Raw genomic sequence first — 25,303 nt, 5'->3', positions numbered from 1 at the left:
GATCGTTAGTCGAGCGGATAATTCCGTTCAATTGTAAAGTTGGTCTTATCTCCCCGGAAGTATGATTTGGAATACTCGACTTTCTCCCCCATTTTATTGGAAGCGACGGTTTCAATGAAAAAGCACGGCAAATTGTTCTGGCACTCAAGATATTTGCTAATATTTTCATCGGCCAGTGTGATCTCGATCGATTCAACCGTTTTTGCAATTCGGACGCCGTAATCCTTCTTCAGTGCATCGTAAAGGGAAGTCTCTGCATGCTCCTTCGTCATACCCGGTGCGACATTCCAAGGAATAAAGGAAATTTCATATTGGGTCGGTTCTCCATTTGCCTTGCGGATCCGTTCAATTCGCTGGATCGGATCATTAAGGTTAACCTCCAATGCTTGCTTCAGCGCTTCATTTGCCGGGATAACCGAAATCGAGAGAAGGGCCGTTTCACCACTTTTTCCTTGATCGGCTATCTGATCGCTGTATTTGTGGACCGTACTGGACAGCTCCTGTTCTACTTTCCGATCGGCAACATAAGTTCCGGAACCTTGCTTTCTAACGAGATATCCTTCGGTAGCGAGCTGGTTCAACGCTGTTCTTACAGTCGTTCTGCTCACATTGAAATCCTTGCACAACTCTAATTCCGGCGGAATCTGCTCCCCTTTTTTGTACTGATTGGATTTGATCCGGTCGAGCAGCGCTTCTTTTATAAATGAATGTAATGATTGGTTTTTATCCATTGCAATCTCCTCAGTATTCGGTATTTCAATTTTACAGGAAGGGACAATTTAATACAATAGACAACAATTGTAATAACAACTTAAATAAAGGTATGGACAATAAAAAAATAATATGATACATTTTGATAGAAGGGTTCAACAAATATACCTTTGATATAAAGCGTTTTCTCTTACTAAAGGATGCACAGCAAGATGCGTCTTGAACACATCAACTTCTTGAGGAGTGACTTGATATGAGTTTAAAAGTAGTAGTAATCGGCGGAGGCTCCAGCTATACACCAGAAATTATTGAAGGCATGATTCGTCGCCATGACAGCTTTCCGATAACCGATATTGTGCTCGTCGACATAGAAGCAGGACAAGAAAAGCTAGAAATTATCGGGAATCTCGCAACGAGAATGATAGAAAAGGCAGGAAAGCCTATCAATCTGTCTTGGACATTGGATAGAAAGAAAGCGCTCGAGGGTGCGGACTTCGTCTCAACTCAAATCCGCGTCGGCGGTTTGGATGCGCGCTCAAAGGATGAAAGGATTCCGTTGAGCCATGGCTTTATCGGGCAGGAGACAAACGGGGCAGGCGGAGCTTTTAAAGCGTTCCGTACGATTCCGGTCTTGATGGACATTGCTGAAGATATCCATTCCATCTGTCCGGATGCATGGATGATCAATTTCACAAATCCAGCGGGTATGGTGACAGAAGCGCTATTGAAACATTCGCCGCATAAAAAGGTCATCGGCGTCTGCAATATTCCATACAATATGACTCACTCCGTCGCAGACATTTTGAATGTTTCTGCCGATGATGTCCGAATCGAATTTGTTGGCATGAACCATTTTGTATTCGGAAAAACCGTATACGTGAAAGGGGTAGACCGGACTGCTGAAGTTTTGGAGAAGCTTGTCAGTGACGATCTCGATTACTCGCCAGCAAACATCGTAAATCTTGGCTGGTCGAAAACATTCATCGAGTCAACAAGACTTCTTCCGAATCCGTATCATCAATATTACTTCCAGACACGCGACGTGCTTGAAAAGGATATGAAAGCATACGAAGAGCATGGAACACGTGCAGAAGTAGTCCAGAAACTAGAAGAATCCTTGTTTGAAATCTACAAGAATCCTGAACTGCGGGATAAGCCGGAAGAATTGGAGAAAAGGGGAGGGGCATTCTACAGTGATGTCGCTTGCAGTCTAATGGATTCCCTTTACAACAACAGAGGGGATATTCAAACGGTCAATACGTTGAACAACGGTGCGATCTCGGATCTTCCGGATGACTCGGTTATCGAAGTCAACTGTGTCATTACGAAGGATGGCCCAAAACCAATTTCCCTCGGTGCCTTGCCTTATGCGATTAAAGGGATTACTCTTCAGATGAAAGCTTTTGAAGAGCTCGTAATCAGGGCGGCAGTTACAGGAAATTACCAAGATGCCTATCTTGCATTCGTAATGAATCCGCTGCTCGCAGATGAAAAACGGAGCAAGCAGGTACTGGATGAGATGCTCGAGGCACATAAAGAATACTTGCCACAGTTCCAAATATAAGCCCGGCATACGGCAGGTTGAAATAACTGCAGAAAAAAACCGCTCATAATGAGCGGTTTTTCTGTTGGACATCGATTCATGCCAACTGTTGCTGTGCGAACTCGCGGTACAGGGCATGTGATTGGATCAGTTCCTCATGGGTGCCTGTTCCGGTGATTGTTCCCTTTTCTATAAAAATAATTTTGTCTGCATCAACGATCGTCGACAGCCGGTGGGCGATGACGAATGTTGTCCGGCCTTCCATCAAGCGGGACAAAGCCTGTTGGACGATACCCTCAGACTGGCTGTCAAGACTTGCCGTCGCTTCGTCCATCATCAGGATTTTAGGGTTTCGCAGGAATGCCCTGGCGATAGCAATCCGCTGGCGCTGGCCACCTGATAACTTTACACCCCGTTCTCCGACTTCTGTGTCCAACCCCTTTGGGAATTCCTTGATAAATCCATCTGCGTACGCCATCTTGGCGACTTCCCAAAGCTTTTCATCCGAAATCTGCTCCTGGTTTGAAAGTCCGTAACATAGGTTTTCACGGATTGTACCTGCCATCATGGCGCTTTCTTGCGAGACATATCCGATCTGGCTCCGCCAAGACTCCATCGACAAGTCGCTGATCGCTGTTTCTCCAACCCGTATGTCGCCTGCAGTCGGTTCGTAAAAACGCTCCAATAAGCCGAACAGTGTTGTTTTTCCGCCGCCGCTTGGCCCGGCAAAGGCAATCATTTGCCCAGGGCTGGCCGAGAATGTAATATCCGATAAGACTGGTTCCTCCTCGCTATAGGCGAAGGAGACCGCATTCAGGTGAATCGGCTTGTCGGTAATATCCAACTCCATCCCTTGCTGCCCTTCTTCGAGCGGCAAATCCAAAATGCTAATGATCCGCTCTGTTGCCCCTTTTGCCTTTTGCAGCTGGGTGAAAAACATTGCAAAACTGGTGATCGGCATGATGATCTGGAAAAGGTAAAGCAAAAAGGCGATCAACGAGCCGGTGGACATCGTTCCGCTTGCGACCCGCAACCCGCCATAGGCAATGATCATGACGATGACCAGCATGACAATGAACTGCATGATCGGAGCGATGAGGGCGAAGACACGGGCTTCCTTCAGTCCAAAGACGAGGAGATTCTGGATGCCAGCCAGCCCTTTGTTCTCTTCGTTATGTTCAGCAGTTGATGCTTTCATCAGCCGGATTTCACCGAGCGTCTGTTGGATGCTTCCGGTAAAATGCGCCGTTTCATCTTGCAGGCCCCTAGATATTTTCGCCATTTGCCTGCCGAGCGGAAACATGACCGCCATTGTAATAGGAACAGCGAGCAGCATGATCAGCGTCATTTTCCAGTCCATGACAAGCAGGATGGCCACTGCACCAATGATCGAGATGATGCCGGATATAAATTGTGGGAAATGCTGTGAAATTAAATCCCTGACAATGCTTGTGTCATTGACGACACGGCTTACCGTTTCTCCACTGGCCGTTAGGTCAAAGTAACTGATAGGCAGCCGGACAAGCTTCAGCCACATCTTTTCGCGAAGCCTCGCGACGATTTTCTGTCCCACCGCGATCAGCAGATAGAACGCGACACCGCTAATAACCGCCTGGGCAATAAAGGCGGCGCCGATGGCCAGGATCAGAGGTACGCTTAAAGAGGATACCGAAAACCCATCGATCAAATTTTTTGTTAAAAGTGGTACGATTAGGCCGGCAATTGTAGTGATGACACTCGCAAGCAAGCCGAAAGCCAGCGTCGCTTTCGGCACATTCGTTGATAAGATTAGTGAAACAAATGGCCGTATCGAACTTGATTTCTTCATCCAATTAACTCCTTTACAAAAAAACAATCTCTTATCATTATGCAATTCCAGCCTAAATAAAACAACGGCTCTCTCGAAGTGTTGCAATATTGGTTTTGTGGTAAAGTAAGGGAAAGAAATGAATGGTTTAGGGAATGGAGGAATTATCATGAAAAAAAAGATGGGTGCGCTGGCGATTGCCTGTGTGTGTTCCACCGGTTTTTTGCTTGGACAGCCAGCATTTGCTGCTGAACATGCTGCGCCGGTTTTCTCACAGAATGGCAAACAAGAGGAGAATGAAGTAGTGAAGTCGGATTATATTCAGTTTACAGGGAAAATTGCCAATGTTGAAATGAAAGAACGAGATGTTGTCCTGGAAATCCAAGGTGAAGAAAAGGACAACAAAATGTTTTTCCCGATCACGGACGGGGCTTTCTTATTTGACGGCGATAGTACAAAACAAATGACGAAAGAGTCGCTAAAAAAAGGACAGGAAGTCATTGCCTATGTCCATAAAGACAAACCGACGATTCTTATTTATCCACCTGTGATTTCACCGGATATCCTCATCGTGAAGAATGACAGCAATGGAATGAGAGTGGAAGTTGCAAAATTCAATGAGAAGCTGCTGAGCGAAGAAAAACAGCTAAAGCTGAATATCGGCCCGGATACGGAAATTGTCGATGAGCACGGAGCCAAGCTGGAAGAGAAAGATATGTATGACAAGGAATCACTTGTATTCTTCTCCGCTTCGACCAAGAGCATTCCAGAACAGACGACACCGGTAAAAATCGTTGTTCTTAAAAAGTCCGAAAACGAAACACCGGAAATCAATGATAAAGCACAAGCCATTATTGACAAGGACCATTATTTGAAAAATGGCGAAAAAATGATTCCCATCCGTGACGTCGCCAATGCGCTCGGCTACAAGGTAAAATGGGAGGAAGCCTCGAAGCAGGTAACCTTAATCAAAGAAAACAGCTCAATTATCCTGACAATTGGAGAGCAGGACTACGGCTACAACCGCAGCCTCCAGCGCTTGCAGAACACTCCAGAATTGTACAAGGAAAAAACATATGTGCCTGAAGAAATCATGGACATCCTGTACCAGCAATAAGAAAGCGAAAGCCCGCTCGGTTCCTGAAAAAAAGGACGAGCGGGCTTTTTTCCGTTGTTAAGCTTTAACCCCTTTACCGAGGAGGGGGTATACAATGCCTGGGAGAAAGGTCCGGGGCCCAATTGGCTGTTTTTATCCGCGTCTAAGGTTTTGCCAGTAAAGCTATGGAATGTACACTAGGAGGTGGCATGTTTGAATTTTATACTAATTGAAAGCCCTTCCAATGGAGGGGAATACATATGGAGAGGAAGAGAAGAATGCTGAAGGGTTTTAATCGTTTTTCACTGATGGCTTTGGTTCTTGGTCTGTGCTTACTTATGTCGGCACCAAATGCCTTAGCTGCAAAACAGCCGGAATCGTCCTACTGGTATCCGGAACAGTTATTGGAGTGGTCATCTGACAAAGATCCCGATTCAAAATACAACCGGAGCCGGGTGCCATTGGCAAAGCGGGTAGGGGCGGCTGATGGGAAAGAAGCGAAGGTAGTGGCTCTCTCCGCTTTGAATGCCAACACGAGCGGCGTGCCTTCTCAAGGCGGAAAAGAGTTCTTTTCGAATACCTTCAGCTATTGGCAGTATGTAGACCTGATGGTTTACTGGGCAGGTTCTGCCGGGGAAGGGATTGTCGTTCCTCCAAGTGCAGATGTGATAGATGCTGCACACAAAAATGGCGTTCCGATTTTGGGGACGATCTTTTTCCCGCCGGCCGAATATGGCGGCAAGTTCGAATGGGTAGACCAAATGCTCAGCCAAAATGAAGATGGGGCGTTTCCTGCAGCGGATAAACTGCTGGAAGTGGCCAGCTATTATGGTTTTGACGGCTGGTTCATCAATCAGGAGACACAGGGAGGCACAGAAAAGGATGCCAAGAGAATGAAGGATTTTCTGATCTATCTCCAGCAGAAAAAAGCTGAAGGCATGCACATCATGTGGTATGACTCCATGATCGACAATGGGCAAATTAAATGGCAGAATGCCCTGACAGAAAAAAACAGCAGTTACTTGCAAGACGGAAATACAGTTGTAGCGGACAGCATGTTCCTAAACTTCTGGTGGAAGGATCAAACCGCCTCCAATCAAAAGGCGAAAGAAATTGGCAGAAGTCCATTTGATCTTTATGCAGGTATCGATGTGGAAGCGAACGGGACAGCAACGCCGGTTCCTTGGCAGGGGATCTTCCCGGAAGGACAGGCCCCACTCACTTCCTTAGGAATTTACCGTCCGGACTGGGCGTTTAAATCCTCCGAAACGATGGAGGAGTATTATCAGAAGGAGAAGGAGTTTTGGCTTGGCGTTGAAAATCAATCCGGCTCTGAAAGTTCTCCTGCCTGGGAAGGGATTGCCAAGTATTTTTCAGCGAAGTCCTCTGTCCAGGAACTTCCTTTTGTCACTCATTTCAATACGGGGAGCGGAAAGTTCTTTGCCGTTAACGGAGAGGTGATGAGCGGAAGAGAATGGAACAATCGGAGCCTTCAAGATATCCTTCCGACCTGGCGGTCAAATGAAAACGGACTGAGTGCCGACTTTGATTGGGAGACGGCCTATTATGGCGGCAGTTCTTTGAAGCTGTCCGGATCCGTACAGGCCGGCAAACCTGCCCAAGTTCCTTTGTATAAAGCGAACCTTCCTGTTCAGAAAGATACAGAGATTTCCGTGACCTATAAAACTGACTTGAAAAAGCCGGATTTCAAACTGGGCGTCAGTTTCGCTGATAATCCGGAGCAGACTACTTATTTTGACATGAAAAAGCAAAGCCGCGGACAGTGGATAACAGACGACGCAAAGCTGAATAAATTCAGCGGCAAAACGATCGATTCCATTTCCCTTCTCATCGAGAGCGATGAAAACCTGCCTGATTATGAAATCAATATCGGCGAGATCAAAGTCTCTAACAAGCATGATGAGAAGAAATCATCCATGTCTGCTGTTAAAGCGAAAGTGGAGGAGGTTACATTCCGCAAAGGAATATACGGGGACCTTGCCCTTTCTTGGCAGCCTGCTGAAAGAGATGTCTCCCATTATGAAGTATACCGATTGCTTCCGGGCAACAAACGGGAGTATCTCGGCTCAACAACGAATCAAGTCTATTTCCTTTCGGATTTGAAACGGATCGGCGAGGAGAACAGGACTGAACTGGAAATCGTGGCCGTAAGCAAAGGGTTTGAACGGAGCAAGCCAGAAAAGCTTTCCTTTGAATGGCCTCCTTATCCAAAGCCGGAAGCAGATTTCCGTTCTGACAAAACCGTTGCTGCTCCAGGAGAAACCATCCGTTTTTCTGATGCTTCATCGGAAGTGACAGAGACAGTGACCTGGACGTTTGAGGGAGGTACACCAGCAGAAAGCAGTGACCGAAACCCAACTGTCACTTATGACCATGAGGGGACATATGCTGTCACGCTCGTTGCGAAAAACAGTGCAGGTGAAAGCACGGTGACGAAGAAAGCGTTCATCACCATCACGAAGGATGCGAAAAATATTACAAATCTAGCACAAGGCAAAACAGCCACAGCAAGCGGGCAATGTGCCCCGACAGAGGGAGCAGGGGCAGCTGTAGACGGCAAGGTGACGGATAACAGCAAATGGTGTGCACTAGGCGACGCGCCTCATTGGCTGATGGTGGACCTTGGAGAGCCATATACATTGTCCAAATTTACACTGCACCATGCTCAAGCCGGAGGTGAGCCTCAAGCCTTCAACACCCGGGCTTTCAGAGTTGAATTGAGCACTGATGGGGAAACTTGGACAGAAGCGGTAAACGTGTCCGATAATGCACAGGGAGTATCTGAGCACAGCATCACGCTTGAACAGGCTCAATATGTCCGCTTGTGGGTTGACAAGCCGACCCAGGGCGGGGACCAGGCTGCAAGAATTTACGAGTTCGAAGTGTTCGGTTTTTAGTATTCCAATCTGAACAGACCTCCCTGCAGGCCGGGGAGGTCTGTTCCATGTGAATTTATTTAATATCCAGTGTAATATCCTTATGACTTTCCCTGAACGACTTGCCAGTTTGGATCATGTTTTTTATTGTTAAAGAAAAGAAGCTGGAATAGAATGATAGCGTTTTCTATTTACGGCCGTTTGTATAGGGGTGGAAGCAAATGGAGAAAAAGACTGCACATATCATATCCCATTCCCATTGGGACAGGGAGTGGTATTTACCTTTTGAAAAACACCGGTATTACTACATCAAATTAATGAATAATTTAATTGAGCAATTCAAGAAGGAAGGAAATGCTTTTGAGTCCTTTCATTTAGATGGACAAACTGTACTGTTAGAAGATTACTTTGCCGTGCATCCTGAAAATCGTGAGATTGTCACACAATTAATTAAAGATAAAAAGCTGCATATCGGACCCTGGTATGTATTGCAGGACGCCTTTCTGACAAGCTCGGAAGCGAACGTCCGCAATCTCCTGATCGGGATGCATGATGCAAAACAATACGGTGAAATGTCCAAGATCGGTTATTTCCCTGACACGTTCGGTGTCTATGGGCAAGCACCACAGATACTAAAACAAGCGGGTATTAATACCGCCGCATTTGGCAGAGGGGTCAAACCGACAGGCTTTAATAATACCGTTTCTGATACAGCGAATTTCGAATCGCCTTATTCTGAGATGATTTGGAAAGCACCAGATGGATCCAGCGTTTTGGGCATTTTATTCGCCAACTGGTATTCGAACGGCAACGAAATCCCTGCTGACAAAGAAGCGGCAAAGGCTTTCTGGGATCAGAAACTGCAGGATGCCGAGAAATATGCATCAACAAATCAGCTGCTGTTCATGAATGGCTGTGACCACCAGCCTCTTCAAAAAGACATACCGGCAGCGATTGAAACGGCTTCCGAGCTTTATCCAGACTATGCGTTCAAGCATTCCAGCTTTGAAGAATATATGGAAGCGGTGCGTACGAATCTTCCTGAAAAGCTGCAAGTCATTGAAGGAGAGCTCCGAAATCAAAAAACCGACGGCTGGTCGACTCTTGTCAACACCGCATCAAGCCGAATCTATCTGAAACAGTGGAATCACCTCTGCCAAACTCTATTGGAAAAATACGCCGAGCCGATATCCGTCATGACCTACTTGAACGGCGGGGAAGACTCGCGGGAGTATTTGCGTTTCATGTGGAAATCATTGATGAAAAATCACCCGCATGACAGCATTTGCGGATGCAGCGTCGATGAAGTCCATCGGGAAATGGTCAGCCGTTTTGAAAGCGTTTCGCATATGGCAGAAGTGTTCATTGAGGAGAAGTCGGCTGAACTCGCTTCAGCGATAGACACTGAAAAGGGGCATGGAGGAATCCCTCTCGTTGTTCTCAATACGGGCGGATGGAAGAAGAGCGAAGTCGTCACCAAAACGGTAGATTTGGAGCGGGTCTACTTTAGAGACATGCATTTTGAAAGCATTCCCGCTTATCTTGAGGAGCAGAAGACACCAGGCTTTACGCTCGTCGATAAGCAAGGGGAGCCGATCGAGTTCCGAATGGGCGAGCCGAAGATTGAATTTGGCTATGATTTGCCGGATGACAAATTCCGCCAGCCCTATTTCGCAAAGCGGGCAACGGTCTCCTTTTTTGTGGAAGGTATTGCTCCATTCAGCTATCAAACTTATTATCTCGTTCCAGGTGAACAAAACACAATGCCGGAAGAAGAAGCGGACCAGAAGATCCTGCAGATGGAAAATGAATTTGTCATTGTCCAGTTCCATGAAGACGGCACATATGATTTGACGAATAAGGAAAACGGAAAAGTGTTTCGTAACTTAGGAGTGTACGAGGATACAGGAGATATCGGAAACGAGTATATGTACAAAAAAGCGCAGGCCGAAACGATCACTACAGAAAACGTGATGGCCGATTTCCAAGTCCTTGAGGATAACAGCTTGCGTAAGGTTATCCGCTTCACTCATCTTGTGCAATTGCCGGCTGAGGCCGATAGCCAGCTGGAAGAGGAAAGGAAGCGGCTGATCTGGCATAAGGAGCGAAAAGCCGGCCGATCCGCGGAAACAGTCGAGGTTTCCCTACAAACGACCGTCACGCTTGATAAAGGGATGAAAGGGCCAAGCTTCACCTTGGACATCGACAACCGGGCGAAAGATCACCGGCTAAGGGTATTGTTCCCGACAGGGTTTGAGTCACAGACCCATTTGGCCGACAGCATATTTGAAATTGCGGCTAGGCCGAACACGCCGGAGAAAGAGTGGGAAAACCCAAGCTTCGATCATCATCAGCAAAGATTTTCGAGTGTGTCAGATGGAGAGGATGGCTTGACCGTCGCAACGGATGGGCTTCAGGAATACGAAATTCTTCCTGAGAACGGAACGATTGCGGTAACGGTGCTCCGATCGGTCGCTGAACTCGGGGATTGGGGATACTTCCCGACTCCGGAAGCGCAATGCTTAGGGGCGCAAAAAGCAGAATGGCAAGTCATTCCACACCAAAAGGACGCCATTTCCTCAGGGGCATACATCACAGCCAGCCAGTTCAAGGAACCGCTTCTTGTCGTACAGGCAGATGCTCATCAAGGAGAACTGCCGGAGGCGAAGCAATTTATCCGGACGGAGGCAGAAGGGCTCGTCTGGACATCATTGAAGTTGGCTGAAGACAGGGATGATATCATGATTCGCTGGTACAATCCTGACGGCGGAAGCAAAGGCGTCTCAGCTGCCATCAGTCCTGAGTTTGCTTCTTTTAAAAGCAATATTATCGAAGGACAGGCAGGTCAAGAGGAGAACGAATATCCGGTCGAAGGTCATGAAATTATTACGATCGGGTTTGTGAAAAAAAGAGGGGGCGGGCTTTTATGATGAAGACAATTCCAGAATCAATGAAGAAACTAATCGACCATGTGAAAAGGTCATTTCCTGAAGATAAGAAGCTGCAAGAGATGTTCGAACAATGCTTCGTCAACACGTATACGACAACGATGAAAAAATTGGAGGACGGAAAGACCTTCGTCATCACGGGTGATATTCCTGCGATGTGGCTCCGGGACTCAGCGGCGCAAGTGCGTCCCTATTTGATAGCTGCCGAGGAAGATGAGCAATTGGCAGACCTGCTCGTTGGCGTTATTCGTCAACAGTTCGAATTTGTTCTCCTCGATCCTTATGCAAATGCATTTAATGAGACAGCTAATGGACAAGGCCATCAAAGCGATAAGACAGACATGACGCCGCAAACATGGGAAAGGAAGTATGAGATTGATTCTCTTTGCTATCCAATCCAGCTCGCCTATTTATTTTGGAAATCGACGGGCCGTACAGACCATTTAGGCAGCCAATTCAGGCAAGTGCTGCGCACTGTCCTTGATGTCTGGAAAACAGAACAATACCACGAAGAAAAATCAGCCTACCGCTTCGAACGTTCGGACTGCCGGCAATCTGATACGTTAACGAGGGAAGGGAAAGGCGGCTATACAGTTCCGGCAGGCATGACCTGGTCCGCCTTCCGCCCAAGTGACGATGCATGCACATACGGATACTTGGTTCCGGCCAATATGTTTGCTGTAGTCGTGCTGGAATATGCGGCGGAAATCTGCCGTGACCTTTTGAACGACGAGGAACTTCATGCGGAATGCGTGGGGCTGCGAAATGAAATAAAAGACGGGATCGAGAAGCATGCAAAGTTGGCGCATCCTATCCATGGCGACATGTATGTGTACGAAACGGATGGACAAGGCCATTACAATCTGATGGACGATGCCAATGTGCCAAGCCTCCTGGCAGCGCCGTATCTCGGCTATCTCCCATATGACGATGAGACATACAGAAATACCCGTTCTTTCCTCATGAGCCGTGACAACCCTTATTACTATGAGGGAAAATACGCAAAAGGCATCGGCAGCCCGCATACCCCTGACCATTATATTTGGCATATCGCACTTGCCATCCAGGGGATGACGACAAATGATGAAGCGGAAAAACAAAAAATCCTCGAGTACTTCAAAAACACAGACGGTGGTACCGGATTTATGCATGAGGGGTTCAACGCCGATTGTCCTGAGGAATTTACAAGAGATTGGTTTGCATGGTCGAATACGATGTTCAGTGAATTTGTTTTGAGTTTGACAGGCAAAGCGGTCAAAGGAAGCCCGCTTTATTCACAGCTTCAGGACAAGTAAGACAGTTTGAAAAAGCGGAAAGGATGACCGGAAATGAAGAAGGATCCCTGGATGATCACTGCTTGTGCGTGGATATGGAGAATCGTCTCGGCAAATCTTTGCTGGATTGCTTTCACTTTGCTGGGACTTGGTGTTTTTGGATTGTTTCCGTCAACGGTCGCCTTGTTTACACTCGTTCGCAAATGGATCAGAAAGGATACCGATGCACCTGTCTGGCAAACATTTAAACTTGTATATAAGAAAGAATGGAAACGATCCAATCAGATTGGTGCTGTTTTCTTCGCGCTGGCCTTGTTTCTGTTCATTGATATACGGATCGCCGAGGAAATCATGTCAGGAGTATTTGCCAGCTTCCTCTTGTTGATCCTTTATGTTCTGTCAGTCGGATTGATGCTTGCAGTCGGCTATTTCTTCGCCATATATGTTCATTATGATTACACGAATAATTTACAGTATGTCAAGCAGTCCTTGTTGTTCACTGTGACAAGCCTGCCTTCGACGGTATTCATCGGGTTGGGGATTACGATGATCGGTTACCTTCTTGTCAGGTATCCCGGGTTGATCGCTTTCATATCCGGAGTCGCTCCGGCTTATTGGATGATGAGAATCAGCATGACAAGATTCAACTTTTTGGAGAAAAGAGTATTGCAGCAGGTGTGAATGTCCTGCAGACCGGTTTTCACCGCGGAGTGGATTCCTCTCTCCGTGGTAAACGAGCCGGTTAACTGACGGAAGAAACTGCCCCGACACCTTTGGAGGAATGAATATGCAACTTCAGCTTACTGGAAACTTGGACTCTATTATGAAAGGGCTGCGTGAGATCACCGATCATTTGCGAATTGAGCTGGATGATAGTGGATTCCCAATCAAAGTACTGCAGCAGCCCGGCCAACTGCGGCTCAGCTGGAAAAATGGGACGGGAGAAATCGTCTTTGATAAACCGATACATTTCTTCCGCGGCTTGGGGCTATGGCTTGAGCATTATCAAGCAGGACAAGATTTTGAAATCATGGAAACTCCTCAGTTTCACATGAGCGGTGTCATGCTCGATGCTTCGAGAAATGCCGTCCCGACAGTTGAAGAAGTGAAAAAGCTAGTTAGGAACATGGCGGTAATGGGCTTGGATACGTTGATGCTGTACACGGAAGATACATATGAAGTAAAAGAACACCCCTATTTTGGCTATATGCGCGGCCGCTACACAACGGACGAGCTGCGAGCTTGCGACGACTATGCATATTCCTTTGGTATCGAAATGATCCCTTGCATTCAGGCACTCGGGCATTTGAGGGAAGCGCTTAAATGGAATTACGCAGCCCCAATCCGGGATACCGATGACATTTTACTCGTTGGGGACCGTGAGACCTATGCGTTTTTAGAGGATTGTATTAAAGCAGCTTCGGAGCCATTCAGATCCCGACGGATCCATATCGGCATGGATGAAACCTTCCAACTCGGGCTTGGAAAGTATTTAGCGCAAAATGGTTACGAGCACCATGTGGATCTGATGAATAGACATTTGCGGGAAGTACTGGCCATCACCGAATCATACAACTTAAAGCCCATGATCTGGAGTGACATGTACCTTCCAATATTCGCCGAGAACAGCCGGTATAAGGATGAAGACGGGAAGATCCGTGAAGACATTTTAAAAGAGATCCCGGATGTCGAACTTGTCTATTGGAACTACTACAACAAAGAAAAAGAAAAGTATGTACAAAATTTCCAGAATCATAGACTGCTCGGATCGAAAACTATTTTTGCCGGTGGTGCTTGGACATGGAATGGGATCGCCCCCAATTACGGTAAAGCAATCGTAACAACGGAAGCGGGACTAGCTGCCAGCAAGCAAGAAGGGGTTCAGGAAGTATTTGTGACCATGTGGGGCGATAACGGCGCTGAAACGCCATTTGAAACGTCCCTGCCGATCCTGCAGTTGTTCGCAGAACATACATATCATAAGCACGTTTCACTTGAACAGGTCGCAGAACGTTTTGCTTTTTGTTCGGATGGCCAGTTTGAGGATTTTATGCTTTTCAAGCGATTAGACGAAACACCGGGAGTCATGAAGGACAATATGAACACTTCCATGACATCAAAAGTGCTGCTTTACCAAGACGTTCTGATCGGGCTCTACGATGAAAACATAAAAGGACTATCCTTGAATGAACATTATCAAAGGTTGGCAGAGGAAATCAAAGAGGCTAAGCAGAGGAACGCAAAGTGGTACCATCTATTTGATTTTTATGAGCAACTCGCCAGAGTACTTAGCAAAAAGGCGGAAATCGGAATCCAGGTCAAACAGGCATATGACCAGGAAGATAAGGCAGGCATGAAAGTACTGCTGGAGAAGTTAAGCTGGATCCGCACCGAGACCGACCTTCTTCGTAAAAAACATCGGACGCTGTGGCTTTCTGCAAATAAACCATTTGGCTGGGAAATCATCGATATCCGCTACGGCGGAGTCATTATCCGGATAGGCTCTGTCATTGACCGGATCTCCGATTGGGTCGATGGCCATGTGCCTGGGCTGGCTGAATTGGAGGAAACGAGGCTGATGCATGATGGACCTTGGGAAATTGTCGAAGGCTTAATTGGCGGGAATGTATATCATCGGATCGTGACAGCAGGGAACTTCTCACTTTGAGAATGGAAGAAAAACCGTCAGCAATGCTGATAAGGAGGAAGAAAAATGTTTCTCACGGAAAGAAAATTTGAAGCACGGATCAATGAGCTGGAGTCGTTCCGATATCGTGACTGTATAGAGATCACTGAATTCCTTGTCCACGAGGATGATGGGGAAATCGGAGCCGCCCCGCCAAAACAGTATGATCAAGAAAAGAAAATGCAAATCGGTGATTATTGGCGAGGACGTGACCGCTATCTTTGGCTTCAGGCAACAGTAGATTCTTCCCAATTGCAAAGCGGGCTCCAAGCAGTCGGATTGTTTTCTTTCGGAAAGACTGGCGGCGGCAATAATTCAGGGTTTGAATCGTTATTGTTTGTGAACGGGAAACCATTTCAAGGTGTCGATTCCAATCATGAGGAAGTATTATTCGATGACGTAACAGAAAACGTTCCGCTAACGCTTGATTTCCGTCTTTGGTCTGGTTATGAAGGCGGCGGTTCTCCTGTTGAGAACGAATTGAAACTCGAAATGGCAAAAATCGGCTGGCTCGACCGGCGAGTTGATAATTTATATTACTCTCTTTTAGCGGCATATGAAGTACTTCGTGAAACTAGTGAAACGGACCCTGCCTATACGACCTTGAAAAAAATGATTTCTGACGCCTTGTTCCTCATTGATTGGACAGAGCCTGGGAGCTTGGCATTTTACGATTCCTGCTACAGGGCCGAAGAAAATCTGGAGGAAGCGATCCGCTCTGCCGAGAAAAATGCAGCCGTTACGATCCATGCGGTCGGGCATACACATATCGATGTTGCCTGGCTATGGAGACTGAAGAACACCCGTGAAAAATCGGCCCGCTCGTTCTCGACGGTCTTGCGTTTGATGAAGCAGTTTCCGGATTATGTCTTTTTGCAGACACAGCCGCAGCTCTATGATTATATTAAAAACGATTACCCGGAAATATATGAGCAGATGAAGGATCGGATAGCGGAAGGCCTGTGGGAAGCCGGCGGAGCGATGTGGCTTGAGGCGGACTGCAATATCCCGAGCGGAGAGTCACTCGTCCGGCAAATATTGCATGGAAAAAACTTTTTCAAAGAAGAGTTTGGTGTGGACAGCACGTATCTGTGGCTGCCAGATGTTTTCGGCTACAGCTGGGCCCTGCCGCAAATCCTAAAGAAATCCGGCATCAATACGATGATGACGACAAAAATCAGCTGGAATCAATATAACCGAATGCCCCATGATACATTCCATTGGAAAGGAATCGACGGGTCGGAAATATTGACGCATTTTATTACAACACCTGAGCCTTGGAATTCCCTAGATTCTTGGTTCTATACGTACAATGGATACATTACGGCCAAGACGGTAAAAGGAGCATGGGACGGCTATCGTGATAAAGATTTGTCGAAGGACCTCCTTCTTTCCTATGGATACGGCGACGGCGGCGGAGGTGTCAACCGCCATATGCTCGAAATGCGCAGGCGACTGGACAAGCTGCCGGGCATGCCGAATGTGAAGACCTCGAGAGCGGATGAATTTTTCGCAAAGCTTCATCAGAATATCGAGGAAGCGGATGGCTATCTCCATAAATGGGACGGCGAATTGTACTTAGAGTATCATCGCGGCACCTATACGAGTCAGGCTTTCATGAAAAAAATGAACCGCAGACTGGAACTTCTATATCGAAGAGCGGAGTTTCTCACTTCATGGATATCAAATCCGGAACAGTGGATCGGTGATTCCGAGCTGAAAGACGGCTGGAAAATCATTTTGCGCAACCAGTTCCACGACATCATTCCGGGATCCTCGATCCGGGAAGTATATGAAGATGCTGCTGTTGAATACGAAGAGGCAGCCGACATCGTCAATGGGGTGGAAAATACGATCCTGCAAGAGGGAATAGAAGCAGGGGAACATTCGGTTGCACTTGTGAATGCTTCACATGTTAAAGGGAAAAGGAATGTAGTCATCGATCAGTATGCTGAACTCAAAGATGGAATCTGGAAAACGAGTGAAGGGGCGGCTTTGCCTCATCAAAAACAGGCTAATGGCAGCTGGCTGGTAGAGGTGGACAGCCTCCCGTCATTCGGGGCAAAGACTGTCCGATTCGAGCCTGCGCTGGCAAATAAAGCTGAGGAAAGCAGCTTCACTTACCAGGACAGAAAATTGGAGACGCCGTTCTATTCAGTTCAATGGAATGAGTCCGGCCAAATCAGCCGACTATTTGATAAGGAAGCAGAGCGAAATATCCTTGCAGACGGTGAAAACGGCAATGTACTGCAAATATTTGAAGACAAGCCGCTTGCTCATGATGCGTGGGATATTGATCTTTTTTACCAGGAAAAAATGGAAGAGATCAAAAGTATTCAATCGTTTGACGTCGTAGAAGATGGCGAGCTTTCATTTGCTGTGGAAGTGACTTGGAAATACCATCTGTCTGAAATCGTTCAGCGGGCAGTATTTTATAAGAATGATCGCAGAATTGATTTTGAAACGAAGGTGGACTGGCATGAAAGAAGGAAATTGCTGAAAGCGGCCTTCCCTGTTGACATCAGGACGACCGAGGCCACGTACGATATTCAATTCGGGAATGTGAAACGCCCTACCCACTGGAATACAAGCTGGGATATGGCGAAATTTGAATCCGTCGGTCATCAATGGGCCGATTTGTCTGAACCGGATTACGGGGTCAGCCTGATGAACGACTCGAAATATGGCTATGATATTAAGGAAAACAACATGCGCTTGACGCTGCTGAAGTCAGCGACTCATCCTGACCCTGAAGCAGATCAAGGCAGCCATTCCTTTGTCTATTCACTCTATCCGCATCTCGGAGATTGGCGAAAGGCGAAGACCGTTGAAAAAGCATGGGATCTCAATGATCCGGTTTTGGCTTTGGCAGGACAATGGCAAAAGGAAACATCATTCCTCGACTTGCAGTCTGACCATATCTGGATCGATGCAGTAAAACCAGCCTACGACGGAAATGGAATCATCATCCGAGTCCATGAATATGAAGGAAGACGCGGCAAGGCTGCCCTTGCTATTCACAAAAAGTACAGCGAATGGATTGAAACCGACCTAATGGAACAGCCATTGCATGATCCTTCCAGGGAAAAAATTGAATTTGAAATCAAACCGTATGAAATCAAGACCTTTAGAATTCTTATGTAAGCGAAGGATCTGTTCAAACAGTCCCGAAACTGAAAAAGTTATAACAGAACCTTAAACCGAGAATGGGCCGATTCCCCTTTCTCGGTTTTTTAGTTTGAAACCGTGGATCTGCGTGCCCCGGAACGGAAAGCAACCGGAACCGCACATCGACTTTTTTTCATACACAGAAGAAGAGCTTTCCAGAAGTTCCAGCATTCACTGACTACCTGGAAAGTCACATTTTAATCTAGAATGTAAGGGGTTTCTAAGATTTTTGCATCGAAACGAAAATTAGTCAACTATAAATAGGCAGGTATTCCTTATAAAATAGAGGTATGGAAGTGCTTACATCCAACGGTGAGAGGAGGAAAATTATGAAAAAGTTTTTTTCGGATCTTTATAAAAACAGAATCTGGTTCCTGATGGTATTGCCAGGAACAATTTGGCTGCTATTGTTTTCCTACTTGCCGATGTTTGGACAAGTATTGGCATTTAAGAAATTCAGGATTCATCCTGACGGCTTTTTTGCAAGTGTTTTCAATAGCGAATGGGTCGGGTTTGATAACTTTACATATTTGTTTAGTACTAATGATGCTTTCATTATCACGAGAAATACGATTCTTTATAATCTTGTCTTTATCGTTCTGGGACTCGTAGCTGCTGTGGCGACAGCCATTCTGCTGAGTGAAATGATAAACAAGAAATTATCGAAGTTCTACCAGACCGGGATGCTATTTCCCCATTTTATTTCATGGGTGATTGGAAGTTACTTCGTCTTTACCTTTCTCAGTTCGGACAGCGGACTGTTGAACAATATTCTGGGCTGGTTCCATATAGACCCTGTCTCATGGTACAGCGAGCCTAAGTATTGGCCATTCATCATTGTCTTCATGAGCCTGTGGAAAGGGATCGGTTATGGAAGCATTGTGTATCTCGCTGCGATTGTCGGAATCGACCGGACCTATTATGAAGCGGCGATGATTGACGGGGCCTCCAAGTGGAAGCAGATCAGGCATGTTACCCTTCCAATGATTAAGCCGCTCATGATCATTCTGACCATCATGAACATTGGTAAGATCTTCAACTCTGACTTCGGGCTATTCTACCAGGTGCCGAGGGATTCCGGAGCCCTATACTCTGTTACAAATGTTATCGATACATTCGTTTATCGGGGACTTATGACATTGGGTGATGTCGGAATGAGTACAGCAGCAGGGCTTTATCAGTCAGTTGTCGGATTTATACTCGTCATTATCACAAACCATATCGTAAGGAAAATTGATGAAGAGAGTGCATTGTTTTAGTGCTTGATCTCTGAAAGGAGGGACCTGCCATATGCCGAATGAAGCAAATCATACACAAAGCCAAGCAGCCATTGCTGTCTCCCAAACGGTTGTAGATCCGCAGGGCCGTAAAAAGAGGAATAGGAGAAGGAACTATCAGCAGATCCATCCGGTTTCAAACATGCTGATCAGCATATTTCTAGGAATATTCACTTTCATGTGCATCTTCCCATTCATTTACGTCATCATCATTTCGTTTACAAGTGAGGAAAGCATTGTACGGAATGGCTTTGAAATCATTCCGCAAGCCTGGAGCCTGGATGCCTATAAATACTTGTGGAATGTAAAAGAGCAGCTAGTACGCTCTTATGGCGTGACGATTTTCGTGACGATCGTTGGAACAATCATCAGTGTATTAATGATCACTTTCTACTCGTACGCCATATCAAGGCCTCAATTCAAGTATAGAAGGTTTTTCACCTTTCTCGCCTTTTTCACGATGTTGTTCAGCGGCGGATTGGTACCGACCTATATCGTTGTCACTCAATTTCTTCATTTGAAAGATACCATTTGGGCATTAATATTGCCGCTGACAATGAATGCATTTTATATCATTATCATGCGCACATTCTTTATGAGATCGGTGCCGGAATCGATATTGGAGTCTGCTAGAATTGATGGGGCGAGTGAGTGGAGAACGTTTTTCCAGATCGTGTTTCCGCTCTCCCTGCCCGGAATTGCTACGATTGCGTTATTTAGTACATTGGGCTATTGGAATGATTGGTTTACCGCCTTGCTGTACATCGATGAGCCAAAGCTAGTGCCGCTCCAAGCCCTTTTGATGAAAATAGATGCAAACTTGGAGTTTATGAGACAAAATGCAGAAGTCGGATTGATGCAGTCCAGCTTGTTTAGCACACTCCCGCAAGATTCTGCCAAAATGGCCATGGTCGTTATCGCCACTTTGCCAATCGCTGTCACCTACCCTTTCTTCCAGAAGTATTTCATCAGCGGGTTGACGATTGGCGGCGTTAAGGAATAAAAAAAGAAAAGGGGAAAGAGAATGAAGAAAAAATTCGGTTTATTGCTGGCTTTCATGTTACTGCTTGGCACAATTCTGGGCGCATGCAGCAGCAAAGAAAGCGCTTCGGAAAAGGACGGAAAAGACGGCCAGCCATATGAAATCAAATGGTATACTATTGGTACACCTCAGAAAGACACTGATAAGGTTTTTGAAGAGGTAAATAAATATGTGAAAGAAAAGATCAATGCTACTGTAAAAATGACGCAGATCGACTGGGGAGACTGGGCACAAAAATCCCAGGTTATGATCAACTCAGGCGAACCATTTGACATCATTTTCACAAACGGAACAGACTATGTGCAAAATGCACAAAAAGGCGCTTTTTATGCAATTGATGATTTGCTCGATAAGGAAGGTAAGGATTTGAAACAAATTATCGACCCTTCCTTGCTTGAAGGGATTAAAGTAGATGGAAAAACATACGGAGTCCCTACGAATAAAGAAGCTGCGAGACAAACTGTTTATACGTTCAACAAACGCCTTGTTGACAAGTATGGTTTTGATCTTTCGACCGTAAAAGGCCTGGAGGACTTGGAGCCAATGCTGAAGGCGATCAAGGAAAACGAGCCTGATATTACGCCGATGGCGACATTCAAAGCATACTTGCCGATTGACTATGTATTCAATAATGAAATGCCGTTCGGCTTCCCGCTTGAAGGCGACACAGAGAAAGTAATCAACTTCTTCGAGACGGATTTGGCAATGGAGACTTACAAAACGATGCATTCGTATTACAAAGCGGGCTATCTTAAAGAAGATGCCGCTACAAGCAAGGACAGCTGGCCGATGGACGTGGAGAACTGGTTCGTACGGATGGGAGATTCCCAGCCATATGCAGACCTATTATGGAGCCGCTCCGCTAAGTATGATGTAGTTTCCGTACCAGCTGAAGAGCCGACAACGTTCAACGACTCTGTTTCCGGATCAATTCAAGCGATTTCTGCGACATCAAAAAATCCGGAAAAATCAATGGAGTTCCTCAACCTGCTTAACACAGATCCTTATTTGCGGAACCTTGTTGATAAAGGACTTGAAGGCGTTCATTATGAAAAAGTCGGTGAGGATACGATCAAAGACCTTCCGGCGCGTATCGACAATTACAACATGCCGACATACTCACTCGGAAACTTCTTCGTCCTGTATCTGTATGAAGACGATCCGGAAGATAAGTGGGATAAATTCAAAGAGTTTAACGAAAGTGCAAAACCTGCGCCAACACTTGGCTTCCACTTCAATAGTGATCCGGTGAGATCAGAGATTGCCTCGATCACAAACATTTCGAAAGAATTCTATCCGGCTCTCGCAACCGGTTCTGTCGATCCGGAAGAGTACTTGCCTAAATTCAATGACAAGCTGAAAAAGGCAGGCATTGATAAAGTGCTGGAAGAGATTCAAAAGCAATATGACGAATGGAAAAGCACACAAAAATAAAAGAGCGGAATCAAGCTGGACGTATCGAACTCCAGCTTGATTTCTTCTAGTTATATGGGATCACGGACTACAATCAGTAAAGCAGAAAAACTCTATCTATCATTTTTTGACAAATGAGGCTGCAACATGAAAAGAAATCAAAAGAAGCGTTCTCAATCAAAAATTTTCAGTAGGCTTTTTATTACCTCTGCTTTAACGATTGTCACTACTGTAATTGTCTTGGTTGTAACTATCACAAACTATTACTCGGATATCATCATACAAAAAGAGCTCAACATCAATACAAGAACATTGGAAAGAATTGAGGATTATATATCCTCAAAGGAAGCGGAAATCAATCGTGCTAAGAGAGATTTATATGTTCGGGGCGATATGCTCGATGACATTACATACGCACTTCAAAACGGCTATGAAAAATACCTGAATTACCGGCTTGATAAGTTTGCTGGTTCTCCTTCGTTCATGCCGAGTAATATCGATACATATTTTAACGGCTACTTTTCCCAGGATCCGGATATAAATGGAATCAGCCTGCGTTCGCTTGAGAATCGTTCGATTGAATACTTGTTGATTTACAATTACATCCGCTGGAATGAGAGCATGAGTCCTAAGAGAAAAGATCCTTTGGGGGATACGCTTTTTGCCGACCCGGGAGTTCTCCCGCCAAATCGTCAGTACAAAAACACACTCATTAAGGAATTTTACATTAACAATCCGGTTACATTGAAAAAAATCGGCATGGTATCCGTTTATTACTCCACGGAGAGGCTCGAAAAAATGGTGAAGCGCCACGAAGGAACACCGGCATCATTTTTTCTGGCTAATTCCGACGGGAAAATTGTCTACTCTCTTAACAGGGGGATTCCAGCAGAGATTATCAAGCAGGCAAAACAAGAAACAAACGAAAAGAAAGTCACCTATAAACGTGAAAACTATTATATCAACACGATTGCCAATAAAGGGGACTATACGTATATCAGTATCATTCCTGACAAGGCATTGAAGAAGCTGTCGATCGTCAGAGGAACCATGTGGCTATTCATTATTTTGTTCTTGGCAGCGTCACTCCTAGTCATATATTCTTTCATCCGCAACTACTCCAAACGAATCAATATGATCGTATCCACGATCCGCCAAGTAGAGGGAGGCAACCTCCAAGCGAGGGTGCCGGAAACGAAGCATGAAGATGAACTATCAAAGATTGGCACCAATATCAATACGATGCTTGCTGAGCTGAATGATTATATTGAAAAATTTTACCTGAGCAATATTAAACAGCAGCAAGCAGAATTACGGGCTCTCCAAGCCCAGATTGATCCACATTTTCTCTTTAACACACTGGAAGCGATCCGGATGGTGGCAGTGGTGGATGGGTCTAAAACATCAAGCGAGATGATATTCCATCTTGCCAAGCTATTCAGGTATTCAATGGAGTCGAAAGATGTCGTTCCCTTGTGTACAGAAGTAGAATATGTCAATCAATATTTGATCTTAATGCAGTACAAGTTCCCGGATAAGCTCAAAGTATCAATCGACATCGATAGCGAAGCGGAACAGCTGCTCGTTCCGAAATTAATTTTACAGCCTATCATCGAGAATTATTTTGTACATGGGTTCCGCAAACACCAAAAGGATAATCATCTGATTCTGGAGGCGAAGGTTACGGAGTGCCTGGAAATCACAGTGAACGATAACGGCACGGGAATAACAGAAGAAAGGCTTGCCTGCATTCAAGACCATATCAATAGTGAAGAGGGTGATGAAGTGAGGTCAATCGGCTTAAGAAACATCCATCAGCGTCTTAGATTGAAGTATGGAAAGCAATTCGGGCTTACGATAGCAGGTAATGAGAATATGGGGGCTACTGTCACCTTGCGCATGCCTGGCAGGGAGGACAAAAATGTATAGAGTTATGCTTGTAGATGATGAGCAGCTTATCACAAAAGGACTTCAAGTTCTGCTGGATTGGGAGGATTTTGGTTTTGCCGTATGTGCAACGGCTGACTCAGGCGAGGCTGCGATCGCCTATTTAAAAGAGAATAAAGTGGATATTCTCATCACAGACATCATGATGGCGGAAATGACAGGGCTCGAATTGATTGAGGAGGCGCTCAACTATCAGCCTCACCTGAAAACGATTGTGCTGACAGGTTATCAGGATTTTAACTATATAAAGCAAGGATTGCTCCTTGGTATCGAGAATTATCTTGTTAAGCCTGTCGACAAAGAGGAACTCCAGAAGACTGTGCAAGCAATCGGCAAGAAATTAAACGCTTCTGCCGGTATGGAAATTACCCAAGAACAAACAACATTAAAGGATAATGCATTATGGAATTATTTGCATGGCGAGATCGAAAAAAACGATTTGATTGAAAGACTTTCATTATATGATGTTCACTTTACTTCCTCCTATTACAACGTTTCTGTATTGGATCTTGAAACAAATAATCTGGCAACGGTAAAAAGAATCCGAGCGATGATTGAAAAAAATTATAGAACCATTTGTCTCTTCAGCCCAAGCCATGAATTGATCCTCGTCTTCGGCGGCGAAAGCAAAGAGGAGCTGCTGCGCCAAAATCAGCAGCTGGCGGAGGAATTGGTAAAAGAGAGTGCCAATATCGGCTTCTTTTATTTATCAATGGGGGAACCGTCGGTAACAATCAACACACTCGAAGAGAGTTATGCCCAGGCTAGAGAAAGAAGTTTGCACCAAATCTATTTTCCACCAAACGAGCTGATCACGGATCAATCAAACTTTGATAAACAAGAGGAATTCAGGCGCCTGCAAGAATTCAAAGAAAATACTTCAAAATTGATCATGGCAGGGGATCAAGAAGCATTGGCCATGATTGACGACTTTTTCAAGGATCTTACGAGGGTTTCCGCGTTTCTATCGGCACCGGCCGCCAGAAAATATGCATTTGACCTGCTTTCCTATATTCATCATTCAATCCAATCGGAGGATATTTCATTTTACACAGCAGCGATTGAAAGAATGCTGTACAGCACAGACGCAGGTCAAATGAAAACGATAATGGAAGAGTATGTATGCGGGTTGCTGTCTTTGATTCAAAAACAATCAACGATGCGCTCTCCGATAGTACAAAATGTACTTAGTTATATTCACTCAAACTATGACCAGGGTATTTCATTGAAAGTTCTCGGTCAGCAGTTTCATGTCAATTCCATTTATTTGGGCCAGCTTTTTCAAAAGGAGGTCGGTGTCGTCTTTTCTGAATATTTGAATCGAATCCGGCTGGAAAAAGCGAAGGAATTGCTGAAGACAACCCATAATCGGGCAGGAGAAATCGGGAAAATGGTAGGCTACTCCGATACCGCATACTTCTATAAACAGTTCAAGAAAAACGTCGGAGCCACACCAAGTGAATGGAGAAAAATTTGAGTAGATGAAAATCGCCT

Annotated in this window: 15 protein-coding genes; 13 read left to right on the top strand and 2 right to left on the bottom strand. The window is 45.5% G+C overall.

The features are described 5' to 3' along the window. Nucleotides 1–5 precede the first annotated feature (5 nt). A complete protein-coding gene (locus tag AC0TWI_RS16220; protein ID WP_488127378.1) occupies nt 6–731 on the bottom strand; it encodes a GntR family transcriptional regulator in 726 nt (241 codons plus the stop codon). A 233-nt stretch (nt 732–964) separates the two neighbouring features. On the opposite strand from AC0TWI_RS16220, the gene AC0TWI_RS16215 reads away from it, so the two are divergent. Then, nucleotides 965–2,275 carry a 6-phospho-beta-glucosidase gene (locus AC0TWI_RS16215; RefSeq protein WP_488127377.1) on the top strand — a complete coding sequence of 437 codons (1,311 nt, stop codon included), beginning with the start codon at nt 965–967 and terminating at the stop codon, nt 2,273–2,275. A gap of 76 nt (nt 2,276–2,351) precedes the next feature. Here the strand turns inward: AC0TWI_RS16215 and AC0TWI_RS16210 are convergent, their stop codons facing one another. Next, the gene (locus AC0TWI_RS16210; protein WP_488127376.1) at nt 2,352–4,082 is read right to left on the bottom strand and encodes an ABC transporter ATP-binding protein; all 1,731 of its coding nucleotides are present in this window, start codon (nt 4,080–4,082) and stop codon (nt 2,352–2,354) included. Nucleotides 4,083–4,230: 148 nt separating this feature from the next. On the opposite strand from AC0TWI_RS16210, the gene AC0TWI_RS16205 reads away from it, so the two are divergent. The 12 genes from AC0TWI_RS16205 (at nt 4,231) to AC0TWI_RS16150 (ending at nt 25,286) form a co-directional block, all read left to right on the top strand. After that, nucleotides 4,231–5,178 carry a copper amine oxidase N-terminal domain-containing protein gene (locus AC0TWI_RS16205; RefSeq protein WP_488127375.1) on the top strand — a complete coding sequence of 316 codons (948 nt, stop codon included), beginning with the start codon at nt 4,231–4,233 and terminating at the stop codon, nt 5,176–5,178. 239 nt (nt 5,179–5,417) lie between these two features. Beyond that, nucleotides 5,418–8,075, top strand: a complete 2,658-nt coding sequence (locus AC0TWI_RS16200; protein WP_488127374.1) for an endo-beta-N-acetylglucosaminidase — start codon at nt 5,418–5,420, stop codon at nt 8,073–8,075. Nucleotides 8,076–8,275: 200 nt separating this feature from the next. Next, nucleotides 8,276–10,984 (top strand): alpha-mannosidase, encoded by a 2,709-nt coding sequence (locus tag AC0TWI_RS16195; protein WP_488127373.1) that lies wholly within the window; start codon nt 8,276–8,278, stop codon nt 10,982–10,984. Continuing rightward, nucleotides 10,981–12,297: a glycoside hydrolase family 125 protein gene (locus tag AC0TWI_RS16190; protein ID WP_488127372.1), complete on the top strand. Its 1,317-nt coding sequence runs from the start codon at nt 10,981–10,983 to the stop codon at nt 12,295–12,297. The genes AC0TWI_RS16195 and AC0TWI_RS16190 overlap by 4 nt, the downstream gene beginning before the upstream one ends. Nucleotides 12,298–12,330: 33 nt before the next feature. Then, nucleotides 12,331–12,957, top strand: a complete 627-nt coding sequence (locus tag AC0TWI_RS16185) for a YesL family protein (RefSeq protein WP_488127371.1) — start codon at nt 12,331–12,333, stop codon at nt 12,955–12,957. A 106-nt stretch (nt 12,958–13,063) separates the two neighbouring features. After that, on the top strand, nt 13,064–14,944 hold the full coding sequence (locus AC0TWI_RS16180) for a family 20 glycosylhydrolase (RefSeq protein WP_488127370.1): 1,881 nt from the start codon (nt 13,064–13,066) through the stop codon (nt 14,942–14,944). Between the two features lie 45 nt (nt 14,945–14,989). Further along, complete coding sequence (locus AC0TWI_RS16175; protein WP_488127369.1) at nt 14,990–18,106, top strand: alpha-mannosidase; 3,117 nt, start codon at nt 14,990–14,992, stop codon at nt 18,104–18,106. Nucleotides 18,107–18,459: 353 nt separating this feature from the next. Next, nucleotides 18,460–19,389, top strand: a complete 930-nt coding sequence (locus tag AC0TWI_RS16170; protein WP_488127368.1) for an ABC transporter permease — start codon at nt 18,460–18,462, stop codon at nt 19,387–19,389. A gap of 160 nt (nt 19,390–19,549) precedes the next feature. Beyond that, nucleotides 19,550–20,410, top strand: coding sequence for a carbohydrate ABC transporter permease (locus AC0TWI_RS16165; protein ID WP_488127391.1), 861 nt, complete (start codon nt 19,550–19,552; stop codon nt 20,408–20,410). A gap of 21 nt (nt 20,411–20,431) precedes the next feature. Next, on the top strand, nt 20,432–21,883 hold the full coding sequence (locus AC0TWI_RS16160; RefSeq protein WP_488127367.1) for an ABC transporter substrate-binding protein: 1,452 nt from the start codon (nt 20,432–20,434) through the stop codon (nt 21,881–21,883). A gap of 126 nt (nt 21,884–22,009) precedes the next feature. After that, nucleotides 22,010–23,791, top strand: coding sequence for a sensor histidine kinase (locus AC0TWI_RS16155; RefSeq protein WP_488127366.1), 1,782 nt, complete (start codon nt 22,010–22,012; stop codon nt 23,789–23,791). Further along, nucleotides 23,784–25,286 (top strand): response regulator, encoded by a 1,503-nt coding sequence (locus AC0TWI_RS16150; protein ID WP_488127365.1) that lies wholly within the window; start codon nt 23,784–23,786, stop codon nt 25,284–25,286. The genes AC0TWI_RS16155 and AC0TWI_RS16150 overlap by 8 nt, the downstream gene beginning before the upstream one ends. Nucleotides 25,287–25,303 lie beyond the last annotated feature (17 nt).

This window comes from Lederbergia sp. B243.17, assembly GCF_057657925.1.
This window is presented reverse-complemented; position numbering and strand designations above follow the sequence as displayed.

Bases quoted from the DNA above. Each gene is read 5' to 3' on its own strand.
- AC0TWI_RS16220 (WP_488127378.1), bottom strand. From the start codon at position 731: ATGGATAAAAACCAATCATTACATTCATTTATAAAAGAAGCGCTGCTC.
- AC0TWI_RS16215 (WP_488127377.1), top strand. From the start codon at position 965: ATGAGTTTAAAAGTAGTAGTAATCGGCGGAGGCTCCAGCTATACACCA.
- AC0TWI_RS16210 (WP_488127376.1), bottom strand. From the start codon at position 4,082: ATGAAGAAATCAAGTTCGATACGGCCATTTGTTTCACTAATCTTATCA.
- AC0TWI_RS16205 (WP_488127375.1), top strand. From the start codon at position 4,231: ATGAAAAAAAAGATGGGTGCGCTGGCGATTGCCTGTGTGTGTTCCACC.
- AC0TWI_RS16200 (WP_488127374.1), top strand. From the start codon at position 5,418: ATGGAGAGGAAGAGAAGAATGCTGAAGGGTTTTAATCGTTTTTCACTG.
- AC0TWI_RS16195 (WP_488127373.1), top strand. From the start codon at position 8,276: ATGGAGAAAAAGACTGCACATATCATATCCCATTCCCATTGGGACAGG.
- AC0TWI_RS16190 (WP_488127372.1), top strand. From the start codon at position 10,981: ATGATGAAGACAATTCCAGAATCAATGAAGAAACTAATCGACCATGTG.
- AC0TWI_RS16185 (WP_488127371.1), top strand. From the start codon at position 12,331: ATGAAGAAGGATCCCTGGATGATCACTGCTTGTGCGTGGATATGGAGA.
- AC0TWI_RS16180 (WP_488127370.1), top strand. From the start codon at position 13,064: ATGCAACTTCAGCTTACTGGAAACTTGGACTCTATTATGAAAGGGCTG.
- AC0TWI_RS16175 (WP_488127369.1), top strand. From the start codon at position 14,990: ATGTTTCTCACGGAAAGAAAATTTGAAGCACGGATCAATGAGCTGGAG.
- AC0TWI_RS16170 (WP_488127368.1), top strand. From the start codon at position 18,460: ATGAAAAAGTTTTTTTCGGATCTTTATAAAAACAGAATCTGGTTCCTG.
- AC0TWI_RS16165 (WP_488127391.1), top strand. From the start codon at position 19,550: ATGCTGATCAGCATATTTCTAGGAATATTCACTTTCATGTGCATCTTC.
- AC0TWI_RS16160 (WP_488127367.1), top strand. From the start codon at position 20,432: ATGAAGAAAAAATTCGGTTTATTGCTGGCTTTCATGTTACTGCTTGGC.
- AC0TWI_RS16155 (WP_488127366.1), top strand. From the start codon at position 22,010: ATGAAAAGAAATCAAAAGAAGCGTTCTCAATCAAAAATTTTCAGTAGG.
- AC0TWI_RS16150 (WP_488127365.1), top strand. From the start codon at position 23,784: ATGTATAGAGTTATGCTTGTAGATGATGAGCAGCTTATCACAAAAGGA.